Below are 14,818 nucleotides of genomic sequence, written 5' to 3'. Positions count from 1 at the left end.
TTAATTTTTATTAAAATGAATTTGCATGTTGTTTTTAAATAAAAAATATTGTATCTCTTATATTAACTATTTAATAAATAGGTATATATAAAATGAAAAATAATATATTTAAGATTGTAGTTTTAGCGGTACTCTCTACTTCCCCACTATTTTGTTATGCAAATAACACAATAATGATTAATGGAAATATTGTTGAAGATACTTGTTCTACAGTAAATATTGAACAAGAGTGTGCTCAAATCAACACTCTAAATGCGACTATTGATACTCAATATTTAAGCAAAGATAATGTATTTAGCTTAGCAAGACATACTGAGAAAATGGATACAAGTATTGAGACTATAAGTGCTAATAAGAAGGTAGTTCTTGTTAACTATCATTAACTTACTAGCCATATCATTAAGTTGATTCTTAGAAACAGCTTGATTAAAGAGTGATTTGTCGACTTCATCTCATATTTTTATGAAGTAGTAGATGAGTCACTCTTTTTATATAAAAATGACTATTTTTTATCTTTTTCTGTATACATCCACATAATTTATTCTATATAATTGTATTCTAAGGGTTTAAACTTATTTTTATATAAATTGTTCAATTCTTTTATATTTACATAGTGTTCATATGTAACTTGCCCATCTCTGCGGTTCCGCTTTTTAAAAAAATAAAAAACGATTTATAAACAGATATATAAGCTGTAAATGGCAGCCTTTAATCATATTTTTATGGTGTGACATAAGTTTTATTATGAAAAAATAATGTGACATAGTTTGCATTTTGTTCAAAAAGTGTTAGCATCGTTACATTACTTTTCAAGATGTCAAACACTGGAAAAGTAAGGAATTTAACTTTATATCCAGACTTTTGAGAAAACACTATGAAAAAACTTGCTTTGATCGCTGCTCTTTCGGTTGTAGGGATTGCTAATGCTCAAGCTGCTGATGGTACAATTACAATTAATGGTTTAGTTACAGACAAAACTTGTGACATCGTTACCCCAGCTGGTAAAGATTTCACAGTTACTCTTCCAACTGTTTCTAAACAAACTTTAGCTGTTGCTGGGGATGTTGCTGGTCGTACTCCTTTCCAAATTAAATTAGCTAACTGTTCTGAAGGTAAAGTAGCTACTTACTTTGAACCAGGTGCAAATGTTGACTTTAATACTGGTCGTTTACTTAACAAAGACGCTACTGGTGCTAAAAACGTTAACGTTCAACTTTTAGGTAGCAACAATAATTTCATCCCTGTTCTTGCTGCGGGTGCAAACGGCGCTCAAGCAAACTCTCAATGGGTTGATGTAGCTGCTGCTGGTAGCGCTGACCTTAACTACTATGCTGAATACTATGCAACTGGTGCTTCTACAGCTGGTAAAGTAAATACTTCTGTTCAATACACAATTATCTATCAATAATTGATGGATGACAGGGTTTCTATATTTATATAGAAACCCTCTTTTTGTGGCACTTTCCCGAATCTTTCTTGCTTGAGAATTCTGAAATGAAATTGAACAGTTATAATTTTTTGTTAAGTTTGGCATTTGCTTCAGCAATTGTTGCACCTGCTACTCAAGCAGAAATTGTAATTCATGGCACTCGTGTGATTTATCCTTCAGATGCTAGAGAAGTTACACTACAAGTTAGTAATAACGGTTCAAAACCAGCACTTGTCCAAGCATGGCTTGATGAAGGTGACCCAAAAAGTACTCCGGATCAGTCAAAAGTACCTTTTATGATTGCTCCACCAATTTCTCGTGTTGAAGCTACTAAAAGTCAGACTCTGCGTATTACTGCTTTACCCACTGCTTCTCAGTTAAATCAGAAGCAAGAAACGGTTTTGTGGTTGAATATTTTAGATATTCCACCTAGACCTACTTCAAAAAGTGAAGATACGACGCCTGATAATTTCCTGCAACTTGCAATTCGCTCAAGAATTAAATTCTTCTATCGTCCATCATCGATTAAAGACGATGCGAATTTAGCAGCTGATAAGCTTCAATGGGTTAAATCTGGTCAAAATTTAAAGGTAAAAAATCCAACTCCTTTTCATATCACGATGACTTCTGTTTACCAAAAGGCAGGTGATAAAAAAGTTGATTTATTACCTCAAGGGTTAATGATTAAACCTTTTTCTGAAGAGGCTGTTCAGCTTAAGAATAGCAATCTTCAAGATATGAGTTTTATGAATGTCAATGACTATGGTGGTCGAGTCGAGCACCAAATAAAACTTCAGTAATCAGATTTATCTTTTTAATAAATTTAAGCACCTATTATGTGAGTAGGCGGACTTAGCTATGCCAAAAAAAAGGCAAGAATCTTATAAATTATTAAAACGCCATATTTGTTACTACTTGGCTTCTGGTGTTGTCACAATGACAATGCCTGTATTCGTGCACGCTGAAGAAACAGTCGCGAGTGCTCCTGTAGAAGCTGAATTTGATTCTGCTTTTTTAATTGGTGATGCACAAAAAGTTGATATTTCTCGTTTTAAATATGGCAACCCTGTCTTACCAGGTGAATATAATGTTGACGTTTATGTAAATGGCCAATGGTTTGGCAAACGTCGTATGTTCTTTAAAGCATTAGATCCAAATAAAAATGCAGTAACTTGCTTTACGGGAAATACTCTTGCTGAATATGGTGTAAAACAAGAGATTTTAGCGCAGCATGCCCCTCTTCAAAAAGAAAATAGTAGTTGTTATAAAATTGAAGAATGGGTTGAAAATGCATTTTATGAGTTTGATAACTCTCGTTTACGTGTAGATATTTCGATTCCACAAGTTGCTTTGCAAAAAAATGCGCAAGGCTATGTCGACCCAAGTTTATGGGATCGCGGGATCAATGCTGCTTTTCTATCTTATAACGGTAGTGCGTATAAGACGTTTACTCATTCTAATGACAGAAGTGAAACGTCAAATGCATTTATGGGAATCACTGCTGGTTTAAATTTAGGTGGCTGGCAATTACGTCACAATGGTCAGTGGCAATGGCAAGATACCCCTGCCGAAAATCAATCTAAATCGAGTTATGAAGAAACAAGTACTTACTTACAACGAGCATTCCCGAAATATCGTGGTGTTTTAACACTCGGGGATAGTTTTACAAACGGTGAAGTATTTGACTCTTATGGGTACCGTGGTATCGATTTCTCAAGCGATGATCGAATGTTGCCGAATAGTATGTTGGGTTATGCTCCTCGTATTCGTGGTAATGCTAAAACCAATGCAAAAATTGAAGTTCGTCAACAGGGTCAACTTATCTATCAAACTACTGTTGCACCAGGTAACTTTGAAATTAATGACCTTTACCCTACTGGTTTTGGTGGCGAGATTGAAGTTACTGTTATTGAAGCAAATGGTGAAATACAGAAATTTGCTGTGCCTTATGCATCTGTAGTGCAGATGTTACGCCCTGGTATGAATCGTTATTCTTTAACTGTAGGTCAGTTCCGCGATCGTGATATTGATCTTAATCCTTGGGTAGTTCAAGGTAAGTATCAACAAGGTATTAATAACTATTTAACTGGTTATACCGGAATTCAAGCTTCTGAAAATTATGCTGCTTTTTTATTAGGAGCTGCTGTTGCCACACCAATTGGTGCGATTGCATTTGACGTTACGCATTCTGAAGCTGAGTTTGAAAAACAGTCATCACAGTCGGGGCAAAGTTTCCGTTTAAGTTATAGTAAGTTAATTTCTCCGACCAACACGAACTTAACGCTGGCTGCGTATCGCTACTCAACAGAAAACTTCTATAAATTACGTGATGCTCTACTTATCCGTGATTTTGAAGAAAAAGGTATTAATACCTACTCTGCTGGTCGCCAACGTAGTGAATTCCAAATTACTTTGAACCAAGGACTTCCTGAAGGTTGGGGTAATTTCTATGTCGTGGGTTCCTGGGTTGACTATTGGAACCGTAGCGAAAGTACTAAACAATACCAAGTTGGTTATAGTAATAATTTCCATGGCTTAACTTACGGTTTATCTGCAATTAACCGCAAAGTTGAATATGGATCAACGAATCAAACACACGATACTGAATATTTAATGACATTATCGTTCCCGATTGATTTCAAAAAGAATTCGGTTAACGTCAATGTCACTGCTTCTGAAAATAGCCGTACTGTTGGTGCAAGTGGAATGGTTGGAGATCGCTTTAGTTACGGCGCTTCAATGTCCCATCAGGACTATGCAAATCCATCATTTAACGTAAATGGTCGTTATCGTACTAACTATACAACGGTGGGTGGTTCTTATAGTATTGCTGATTCTTACCAACAAGCAATGGTTAGCTTAACTGGTAGCGTGGTTGCGCATTCAGAAGGTATTTTATTTGGACCTGAGCAAGGTCAAACAATGGTACTTGTGCATGCACCAGAAGCTGCTGGAGCAAAAGTTAATAATGCCGTTGGTTTAAGTGTGAATAAGGCGGGTTATGCAGTAATTCCTTATGTCACTCCATATCGTCTTAATGATATTACTCTTGACCCACAAGAAATGTCGAGCAAAGTTGAACTTGAAGAAACAAGTCAACGTATTGCACCTTTTGCTGGCGCAATTGCTAAAGTAGATTTTGCGACTAAAACAGGTTATGCAGTTTACATTAATAGTAAAACTGCTGATGGCAACAGTTTACCATTTGCCGCTCAAGTCTTTAATCAGAAAGATGAAGCTGTAGGTATTGTGGCACAAGGTAGTATGATTTACTTACGCACTCCACTTGCTCAAGATCGTCTCTATGTGAAATGGGGTGATGAAAGTAATGAGCGTTGTTCGGTTGAGTACAACATCAGTAATCAGTTGCAAAATAAGCAACAAAGCATGGTAATGACTGAGGCTGTCTGCAAATGAAAAGAATATTATTAACAGGTTTCTTATTTACGGCTGGCCTTGGTGTATATGGTGAGGCTAATGCTGCTTGTACTCCTGAAACTGGATCTGGCAAAGTATTTAAGACTCTAGACGTTCCTATGGCAGTTGGACGTGTGGTAGTTCGCCCAACTGATGAAGTTGGAAAGGTGTTAAGGAAAGCTACCTTCCCCATTAGTTCCAATGGCTCAACTTACTGGTGTGATTCATACGGAGGATATTTAGAAGCTAATCTTACACAAAATTATGCTATTAGCCCCATCGGAAATAACGTCTATTCAACAAATATTCCTGGGATTGGTATTCGTTTATACCGTGAAGCAGAGAATGCTACAAATTTCTCGGGTTATTATCCTTATAGAGCAGCCACTCAAAGAAGTACAAGGTATACCCTAGCAACAGGGTATTTTGTAGTCGAGATTGTTAAAACTGCAACACAGACTGGCTCAGGTACCTTAGTACCCGGTCGTTATAGTGCTTATAATGCCTCGGGCTATTCAGCTGTTCCTTGGTTAACAAGTACTGTATATGGTAATGCAATTACTATTGCATCATCTTCGTGTGAAATTCAAGGTAACATCAATAAAGTTGTACAGCTTCCAACAGTAACAAAAGCAGGTTTCAAAGGCGTTGGTTCTACTCAAGGTGAACAAACTTTTGATATGAACATTCTCTGTAATGGCGGTATCAACCCGACAGGTTATGAAGAGAAAAACCTCATTAGTTTAACTTACGACTTTACCCAAGATGGCACAAATAATCAGGTACTTGCAAATACTGCTCCAACATCTGAAAAAGCAAACGGCGTAGGTGTGCAGTTACTCTGGAACTATCAAAATAAAAATCAGGTCATCAAAAAAGGCGATAAGCTCGCTTTAGGTACTTTGTCATCTAACCAGACAATTCAATATAACGTACCAATGACCGCTCGCTACTATCAAACAGCTGCAAATGTGACTGCTGGTAAAGTACGTGCGATGGCTACCGTAACTATTGAATATGATTAATCATATTCAATAGTTTATAAAACAAATAATTTCAAATACTTAAAAATTAATAATAAGTTTTACTTTATCACTACTTTCTAAAAATTTAATACTTAACTCGATAGGAATATTTTATGAAAAAAATAGGTATAGTTGCTGTTAGCGCTATTACATTATGTTGGGCTATGTATGAGGTATCTTCTGATAATACGACTACCGTATCGCGTAATGAATCTAGCCAAAAAGTAGCATCAAAAAGCATTTCATCAACTACAAAGAATGAAAAATTAGCACATCAAATGCTCTTGGCCCAAACTAACTCCCTTAATTCGGCCCCAGTCTGTCAATACAATTTTGATGCGACTCAAGAAGATTATGATTTATGGAATAATCAACACCCTGAATATTTGCCCATGAAAATATTTCCATCAATAAATGGTCAAAAATTCGGTTTCAAAGTGGAGCCTGTCACAGAAGATAATTATGGTTATCTTGATTATAATGCAAAAAGTAAGGCTAAAATGAATTCAACAAGTTATGAAGGTGATTTTTTATTACCGCATAAAGGTATTGTTGCTTTTGAGATGGAGCTTAAAATACCTACGCTTTCTTCGAGCAGCTCCTCTTACTCAGCGGACATTAGTTTTAACGGTATAACAGATAATAACTATACAATTAGATCAAATTATCATTTTGATATTGGTGCTTATGATTTTGAGTTTGGTGAGAATCCACCTCGTTTATATCATAGCGTATCATCGGAGGTGGGAGATTATGAACTTATCGATAGTTACTTTAAAAACAAGAAAATGACGGATAACACAAATGAATATCAACGCTTAGGTGTTTACATTAATCAAAATACGAACCAAGTCGGGTTTATTTCCAATGGCGTTGATGAAGGTTATCAATTTAAATTACCTGGTGCACTACAGAAAATAGCTTTCTCAATGAATGGAAATATAAATATTCTTTCTACGAATTTATTTGGAAAAGAGTTTTCTAATGAACTCATTACTGACCGTAATGCGCTACAGTTTAGCTACCCTCAGGGCACAACTGATATGTGCGGTAATGCTATTTAAGATATAAAACTATAAGTTGTAAAAAAGGGCTGAATCACAGCCCTTTTTTATTTCATTTAAAAATGAATAACGGTACGAATTGATTTACCTTCATGCATTAAGTCAAAAGCGGTATTAATGTCTTGTAGAGGCATGGTATGAGTGATGAAAGGCTCAAGTTGAATTTCACCTTTCATCGCATCTTCAACCATTTTAGGAAGCTGCGAACGGCCTTTTACCCCACCAAAAGCTGTGCCTAACCATTTACGGCCGGTAACCAACTGGAATGGACGAGTCGAAATTTCTTGACCGGCACCAGCAACACCAATAATAACGGATTGTCCCCAACCACGATGTGCACACTCTAAAGCTGAACGCATAACATTGACGTTACCAATACATTCAAATGAATGATCTACGCCCCAGCCTGTCATTTCTACAATGACTTGTTGAATTGGTTTATCGTAATCTTTAGGGTTTAAGAAATCTGTAGCACCAAACTCTTTAGCAAGTTCAAATTTATCTGGGTTGGTGTCTACCACAATAATTTGCCCAGCTTTCGCTTGACGGGCACCTTGTACAACAGCCAAACCAATACCGCCTAAGCCAAATACAGCAACAGAATCACCTTCTTGTACTTTTGCTGTGTTATGCACGGCGCCAATACCAGTAGTCACGCCACATCCAAGTAAACATACTTGTTCATGATTGGCTTCAGGATTGATTTTTGCTAAAGAGACTTCTGCAACTACCGTATATTCACTAAAGGTTGAACATCCCATGTAGTGATAAATGGGTTCACCATTATAAGAAAAACGTGTAGTTCCATCTGGCATTACACCTTTACCTTGAGTCGCACGTACTGCAACACATAAGTTGGTTTTTCCAGATTTACAAAACAGACATTCTTTACATTCTGCTGTATAGAGTGGAATAACATGATCACCAGGTTGAACGCTCGTCACGCCCTCACCTATCTCCACCACTACACCTGCACCTTCATGACCTAAAATTGCAGGAAATACACCTTCTGGATCATCTCCAGATAAAGTAAAGGCATCGGTATGACAAACGCCTGTATGCGTAATTTTGATTAAAACTTCACCCGCTTGAGGTGGTGCAACATCAACTTCAACAATTTCTAAAGGTTTTCCTGGGGCAAAGGCGACAGCTGCACGAGATTTCATCTTTGGGTTTCCTTTAAATCATTCGGTATTTATAGTCGAGCAAAATAGATGATGTAACAGTAATACAAGAGCTTAATTTTGCTTAAATTAAAATTGGCTTTCATGACAATCCATCACAGCATAGCCAGTCAATTACGTCTAAGCAAGCCTGTGTTTCAAAAAGATGAAGCCTCTGACTTAAGAGGCTTCTTATCTAAACATTCATATATTAAACAGCTTTATATTTACTTATAGGTAAATATCTGGTGGATATGGTGTGTTATCAGTAATAGGCGTATAGAGCATATTCTCAACAAAGAACCCATCTGGTGCCTGAGTTGTATCAATCGTAATTGAATCAGCCATAACTTGTGGATAGGCCCAGATGAACTGCTTCATCAACCCTAAAGAAACATTATTTTTCATATCGCCAAAAATCCGTTGCCAGATTGGTGTTCGATAAGGTTTGTTTTTGTCAAATCCATAGATATAGGCAATTGATGCATCTGGTACAAAACCAGATAAATAAGTGACTTTATTTGCAGGATAGCCTAAATCTTGAGTTGGAATTTGAGAAACAGCTTGATGGGCTAGATCTAATTTGGCTTCTAAAAGCCAGTCATAGGCTTCCGTCATAATGGAATCAAAATTAGGATATGAATAATGTTCGCTTGGATAGTTGATATAAGTTGCAAGAGTTTGGATTGGGGATCGGATAGAAGGGAAAAAGATTAATGGGGAAACTGTGGCAGTTGCATATTTAGCTTTAATGACCGTTCGAATGTCTTGGCAAGTTTGCCCTAGTTTATTTCTAAGCCAAGTCTTAAACTCATCATAAGGAGTTCCTGTTTTATTCATTGCATCATAAATAGTGCCTAGATCTGGCGCATATAAACCTGTATCTGCATTAAAGGCAAGTTTTGTTGGGTAGTCATATACACAAGGTAAGTTTGTGCCAGTGTTATACCACCACCACGGCTCACCAATCTGCATGTTTACATCACATCCCCCTACAACCATTGCATCTGCAAATTCAATAAAGACTTTATGTAGATATGCCAAAGCATTTTGGTCACTTAAACTGAAAAAATAACTTGGTGGCTCATAACCTGTACGACCTAAATTACTATTCCAGTCACGCTGTGCCCAATACTCATTCGCCCCCAAGGAATACATTTCAAAACTTACCCCAAAGATGGGCTGCATACTGGCACTATGTAACGCTTGAGCATATTTCTCATGCCATTTACGCGTACATGAGTTAACGACTGACTCACCTGTAACCAATGTATCTGGTATTTGCCATTTATTAATATCGCTTTTCCATGTCATTTCAGGGTAATGCGACATTCCACAATAGTGGTTAACCAAACCTTGATATCCCAAAGCGGCCATATTATTGACTAGGCGCTGTGGGTTTAAGTCATAATGATCATCATAGCTGGTACAGATGCCATAATTATGCTGTGGCACAACAACACGACTCAAATTTAACGTCGCATTTGTTCCGGTTACAGTGGAATTGGTCAGACGAATGTAGCCGTCTTCTGGCTGGCTTAAAGGTGTGGCTGATTGACCATTATAATCGCTGGTGAAGCCGGAAAATGAAATTCGCTGGATGTTCGTTACCGGAAAATTATCTGTAGCAGAAAAACCGGCTTTTACTGTATCCCAGTTAATATGGATGTGCGCTGTACGAGACGACGGATTATTTGCATAATTAAATAAGACAATATAAGCAACTTTATCTACACCATTGTCATTATAGTACACCGTTAAAGTCGGCGTTAAACTTGCATTGTTAAGCACAGGCATAGAAGCCGACAATTCAATATCAAAGTCCCAAATTACCCCTGCATAGCTATATTTAGTTTCATAAGCTAAAAATTTATGATCTTTAGTATCATAAGAATCCCAACTAATTCCGACCAGATCATTTGCCATCCGTGCTCTAAAAGATGCTTCAAAACCATTGCCATAATTGGTAATCGCGAAAGATATTGTTTGTGGGCCGTCTATTCGCCAATAAATAGGGCTAAATCGATCAATAAGTGTATTCTGAGTGATTGGTGAGGGTGATGAATTAGAATTATTTTGCACATTTTGTCGATTAGTTATCATGTCGTCATTCTCTTAATGTATTTAAGAGGTTTTATATTAAATAATAATTCTTCTTTTATTGTTCAGATAAGTAACAATGACGTTTAAATTATTTACAGTTAATATTTTTTATAAATATCAAAATAATATTAAATAAGAAAACTTAATATTATCCTGAAATATTTTCAGCACTAAGGAGATAATAAATGTCAAATTTTATACAGCCTATACATTTTAGGGCATTTTTTGTATTTACTTCTCTTGTGATTGCACTAACAGGTTGTAGTGAAACTTTACATTCCCAAAGAACTACACCAGTAAAGATATCTTCAGAAAGCATAGCTTATCCAGAAGTTGATGCAGCTTTAGGGGAAAAGTTACAGCCCAATGAGGAAGCTTTAACCCAAAACATAGCCCAAGTTATTGAAAAGTCAATTCGCCAACAATATACGGCAGGAAATGCTTTACGTGATGCGCATCCTAAAGCACATGGATGTGTTCGAGCCGAATTTCATGTCTCAAACAATATTCCTACTCAGTTTGCTAAAGGGGTTTTCATCCCCGATCAAAATTATCAAGCATGGATTCGTTTTTCCAATGCTTCTAATGATGCCTCTAGTGCCGACATTGACAAAGACGCACGTGGCATAGCGATAAAACTTTTAGGTGTATCTGGACAGAAAATTTTAGAAAGTGAAAAGCAAGCAACCACCCAAGATTTTATTATGATTAATCACCCTGTCTTTTTTGCAAATGACGCAAAACGATACCTTTCTTTTATGAATGATGTGAATAGCCATAATATGATCCGAAAACTTCACATTCCGTTTGCGTTGGGTTTTAAAGGAACAATGAATGCACTTGGGGCACGCAACTCACAAATTGCAAACCCACTCTATGCGCGTTATTGGTCTATGGTTCCCTATCAATTAGGGCTTGATAATGATCGACAAGCAGTTAAGTATTCAGTTCGTTCTTGTTCAATGCGACCAAACAATCTACCTAAAAATCCTAGTCATGATTTTTTAAGAGAGGCTTTAAAGAATTCTTTGCAGCAAACAGATGCTTGTATGGAGTTTCTTATTCAGCCACGAACTTCAAGTAAAATGCTAGTAGAAGATGCGATGACAGAATGGGATGAGAAAGCAGCTCCTTTTTATCAAGTAGCAACTATTCATATTCCAAAGCAAGACTTTGACACACCAGAGCAAAATAAGTTCTGTGAAAATCTGTCTTTTACGCCTTGGCATGCCTTACCCGAACATAAACCATTGGGTGCAGTAAACCGAATGCGTAAAATCATTTATGAAGACATTAGTAGAGTTCGACATGATATGAACTCAGCCCCTAGACAAGAACCTTAAATGCGTTATCTTTTTCGGTTTGGCATTTAAGTGACCTCGTGTTAGTAGGAAGGAGCAACTTTTTTATTTAATGATTTCTTTGCTGGTGTCTATAGTGATTCGGTCGATAAAATCTGCCAACCATAAAATAAAGTCATCCTCATTTTTATGTTTTGGAACCAAGCTTATATCGACTTTAATGGGTAATTCACTTTTCACGCTAACAACAGCACCTTCGAAGTTCACAAAGTTATATAAAAATTTTAATTCTGTGCCTGAAATAGCGTTTTTGATTTCCGTAATTAAATTATTTAAATTTTTGAAGTGGTTGTTTGAATATTTATTTTTAATATTCCTGTTAATTTTTTCTGCTAAGAATAAGTACTTGGGCATTTTTATCTCCTTATTAATGATTTATCAAATATAAGTATAAGATCGCAGTTATAAAAATAAGTTCTAATTTTATTAAATTGTTACTGTTTTTTTAATTTTAATTAATAAGTTATATATATCACAAATATTTATTGTTTTAAATAAAAAACCGCCTCAACTCAAGACGGCGGTTACTAAATTTACAGTGGCATATAGAAGTATAGTAGACGTAGTTGAATAGAACTCATCCAACAGTCTAAATATGCATAGTTATTCCAAGTTGAAAAGCTCGACCTGGTAGTGGGGCAATATATTTTAGAGGAGAGTTTTGTGGTCGCGCTTCTTCATTCAGTAAGTTAGTCCCATTTAAGAAAAGATCGAATGATGCTTTATTTTTCTAGTGTAGATTTCTTTTTACTTTAACAATCTTGTGTCAAAAATAGCTAAAAGTAACCTTTGGGTGTAACTATAGATGGTCAAATTAAGGTTGAACATAACTATTTATCTTCTTATCCGTTTGTATTCTATAAAAAATAAAAAAGATTAAAATCATATATGCTTAGTTTGCATCAATTATATCGCCAATATAGTACTATTGCCCTAAGCGCTTGGGGTTTTACTGATTTACCTTCTTATACAGATACATATGATCCTAATGAGAAAGATATAGTGAGAAAGACAAATAATTGGTTGAATGATGTTACAGCAGAAGAAAAAACGCGTCAGGGCCTCACCGCTTTTGTAGCTCTTGACGATGCATTTATGAGTATAGCTTCACGTATATATTTGATCAGGAATGCCAAGGAAACGATTGATCTACAATATTACATTTGGACTAATGATTTTGTAGGTAACCTTATCTTGTATGAATTGCTCAAGGCAGCAGATCGTGGAATAAAAATCCGTTTATTGATTGATGATCAAAATGGCATAAAACTCGATGGGATCTTAAGAAGTCTTTTACAACATCCTAATTTTGAAATTCGTTTGTTTAATCCTTATAAATTTAGATATTTAAGAATATTAGATTATATTTTTCGATTCAAGAAAGTAAATCATCGCATGCATAATAAATTAATTATTGCTGATGAAGTCGTTGCTGTAACGGGTGGACGAAATATTAGCAGTGAGTATTTTGATGCGAGCAGTAAGTTTCAATTCACTGATTTAGATATCTTATTTTACGGAGATGCAGTTCAGCATGCGCAAGCGGTTTTTAACGATTTCTGGCAAAGTGATTTAAGCCAAGATGCTGTTAAGTTTGTGGGGACCTGTTCTGCACATCATTTAGAATCACTTAGACAGCACTATCATGATTTGCTTCAAGAAAATGAAAGTCAGAATCAAACCGAAGATAAGTTATATGATGCCCAAAGTTATTTAAAAGAGCTTCTTGAACATTATCCAATTCAATGGTCAAAAGCACATTTTGTTGCAGATTCACCAAAAAAAATCATGGGAACAGCATCTGAACAAGAAATGCTGTATGAACAAGTTAGGGCTATTATGGGGGAACCCAAGCAGCATATTGAATTAGCTTCGGCTTATTTTGTTCCTACACAGCAAGGTACTTACTATTTAAAACAACTAAGAGTACAAGGCGTTAAAGTGCGTGTATTAACTAACTCTTTCGCGGCAAATGATGTAGCGATCGTGCATGCATTTTATAGTCAATATCGAGTTGAAATGCTAAAAAGTGGCGTAGAGCTATATGAATTTAAGCCAGTTTTAGAGCGTCGACGTAGAACGTGGTATGAGGTGGTAACTGGAAGCGTAATTCCTGCAAAAGGTAAAAATAAATCGAGCCTCCATGCCAAGTTTTTTGATGTTGACGGTAAAGTATTTATTGGTTCATTTAACTTTGACCCCCGCTCAACTTATTTAAATACTGAGGTTGGCCTGGTTATTGAATCAAGTCAATTACAAACTCAAATCTCGATGATGTTAGATCAGCATTTGCCTCAAGTTGCCTACAAACTTAAGTTAAATAGTGAAGGAAAAATCATTTGGTTAGATTATCAATCGAATGGAAAAGTAGTTGAATATGAAAAAGACCCAGATACAAGCCTTTTTCAAAGAACAATGATTAAAGCAGTTTCATATTTACCCATAGAATGGATGATGTGAGAATGCCTTGTATGAGTTTATAAAATACCAATTTCTTTAAAAAATCTTTGATAGGCTTCAGCTTTCTTCTCAAGTGCTAATGGATAAGCCCTTGACGAAGATGGTAAACGATATAGATCAATATTCCGCTCTGCAAAGTAAGTCGAGGTAGACGTTCCTATTAATGGTTTTTCGGTATGCTCGGGTAAAACAGAAATTAAAGTGTCGGTTGCTTTATCACCTGTTGTCATAATGGTCTGACATTGAGGAATCTGTTCCAATAGAGCAGCAAGATCTGTAGGCATCACTATTTCAAGAAATTTATCAGCAGCATTGCCCTTTAAACGCTTAATTTGATAAGCGGTGTCAAAGATTGCAATACCTGTTTCAATCAAGAACTTTCGGATACGTTCTTCATTAAAGTTTTTTTGGTTTTCACTCAAAAAGTAAGTCTTATCTTGAAAAAATATTAAACCAAAAATTCGCCACATATCATTCTGAAAATTTGGATAGTAAAAATCCATCTTCCATTTATTACGCGGTGGCGGAAAACTACCTAGCATTAATAAACGGGCATTTTCTGGCAAAAATGGTTCAAGCGGATGGGTTTCTATCTCAATTATCATAAAAAATCGGCATTTACTTCAAATTTTATAAATAACTTAACGCATTTTTAGGTTAATCACGAGTCAAAAAATGCAAATTCTCTTAACTCAAGCATTAATGGTAGAAAATGAGCTCTCAGTTAAATGCATTAAGACGATACCTCTATAGAAATCGCCTCAATAACTTATAACTTTCAAAATGTGCCGGTGAG

The 14,818-nt window shown here is 36.0% G+C and carries 12 protein-coding genes; 8 read left to right on the top strand and 4 right to left on the bottom strand.

What is annotated here, in order from left to right; genetic code table 11:
* The first annotated feature begins 92 nt into the window (after positions 1-92).
* The 6 genes from I5515_RS07645 to I5515_RS07620 all read left to right on the top strand — a co-directional run bounded on the left by I5515_RS07645 (position 93) and on the right by I5515_RS07620 (position 6,935).
* Positions 93-383: a hypothetical protein gene (locus I5515_RS07645; RefSeq protein WP_199965506.1), complete on the top strand. Its 291-nt coding sequence runs from the start codon at positions 93-95 to the stop codon at positions 381-383.
* Between the two features lie 491 nt (positions 384-874).
* Positions 875-1,408, top strand: a complete 534-nt coding sequence (locus I5515_RS07640; protein WP_000731817.1) for a fimbrial protein — start codon at positions 875-877, stop codon at positions 1,406-1,408.
* 86 nt (positions 1,409-1,494) lie between these two features.
* Positions 1,495-2,229 (top strand): molecular chaperone, encoded by a 735-nt coding sequence (locus I5515_RS07635; RefSeq protein ID WP_199965505.1) that lies wholly within the window; start codon positions 1,495-1,497, stop codon positions 2,227-2,229.
* Positions 2,230-2,287: 58 nt separating this feature from the next.
* On the top strand, positions 2,288-4,846 hold the full coding sequence (locus tag I5515_RS07630; RefSeq protein WP_199965504.1) for a fimbria/pilus outer membrane usher protein: 2,559 nt from the start codon (positions 2,288-2,290) through the stop codon (positions 4,844-4,846).
* Positions 4,843-5,871, top strand: a complete 1,029-nt coding sequence (locus tag I5515_RS07625) for a fimbrial protein (RefSeq protein ID WP_199965503.1) — start codon at positions 4,843-4,845, stop codon at positions 5,869-5,871. The genes I5515_RS07630 and I5515_RS07625 overlap by 4 nt, the downstream gene beginning before the upstream one ends.
* A 113-nt stretch (positions 5,872-5,984) precedes the next feature.
* On the top strand, positions 5,985-6,935 hold the full coding sequence (locus I5515_RS07620) for a DUF4882 family protein (RefSeq protein WP_199965502.1): 951 nt from the start codon (positions 5,985-5,987) through the stop codon (positions 6,933-6,935).
* A gap of 56 nt (positions 6,936-6,991) precedes the next feature.
* Here I5515_RS07620 and I5515_RS07615 read toward each other — a convergent pair whose 3' ends face one another.
* Both I5515_RS07615 and I5515_RS07610 read right to left on the bottom strand, forming a co-directional pair.
* The gene (locus I5515_RS07615) at positions 6,992-8,101 is read right to left on the bottom strand and encodes an S-(hydroxymethyl)glutathione dehydrogenase/class III alcohol dehydrogenase (protein ID WP_199965501.1); all 1,110 of its coding nucleotides are present in this window, start codon (positions 8,099-8,101) and stop codon (positions 6,992-6,994) included.
* Positions 8,102-8,329: 228 nt separating this feature from the next.
* Positions 8,330-10,201, bottom strand: coding sequence for a phage capsid protein (locus I5515_RS07610; protein WP_199965500.1), 1,872 nt, complete (start codon positions 10,199-10,201; stop codon positions 8,330-8,332).
* Between the two features lie 185 nt (positions 10,202-10,386).
* Between I5515_RS07610 and I5515_RS07605 the strand changes: the two genes are divergently transcribed.
* Complete coding sequence (locus tag I5515_RS07605; RefSeq protein WP_199965499.1) at positions 10,387-11,544, top strand: catalase family protein; 1,158 nt, start codon at positions 10,387-10,389, stop codon at positions 11,542-11,544.
* A gap of 63 nt (positions 11,545-11,607) precedes the next feature.
* Here the strand turns inward: I5515_RS07605 and I5515_RS07600 are convergent, their stop codons facing one another.
* Positions 11,608-11,916 (bottom strand): hypothetical protein, encoded by a 309-nt coding sequence (locus I5515_RS07600; RefSeq protein ID WP_199965498.1) that lies wholly within the window; start codon positions 11,914-11,916, stop codon positions 11,608-11,610.
* A gap of 534 nt (positions 11,917-12,450) precedes the next feature.
* On the opposite strand from I5515_RS07600, the gene I5515_RS07595 reads away from it, so the two are divergent.
* Entirely contained in the window at positions 12,451-14,022 is a 1,572-nt protein-coding gene (locus tag I5515_RS07595; RefSeq protein WP_199965497.1) for a phospholipase D family protein, read from the top strand.
* A 17-nt stretch (positions 14,023-14,039) separates the two neighbouring features.
* On the opposite strand, the gene I5515_RS07590 is transcribed toward I5515_RS07595, so the two are convergent.
* Complete coding sequence (locus I5515_RS07590; protein ID WP_199965496.1) at positions 14,040-14,627, bottom strand: uracil-DNA glycosylase family protein; 588 nt, start codon at positions 14,625-14,627, stop codon at positions 14,040-14,042.
* Positions 14,628-14,818 lie beyond the last annotated feature (191 nt).

Source organism: Acinetobacter calcoaceticus, from assembly GCF_016508255.1.
Lineage (GTDB): Bacteria > Pseudomonadota > Gammaproteobacteria > Pseudomonadales > Moraxellaceae > Acinetobacter > Acinetobacter calcoaceticus_E.
This window is presented reverse-complemented; position numbering and strand designations above follow the sequence as displayed.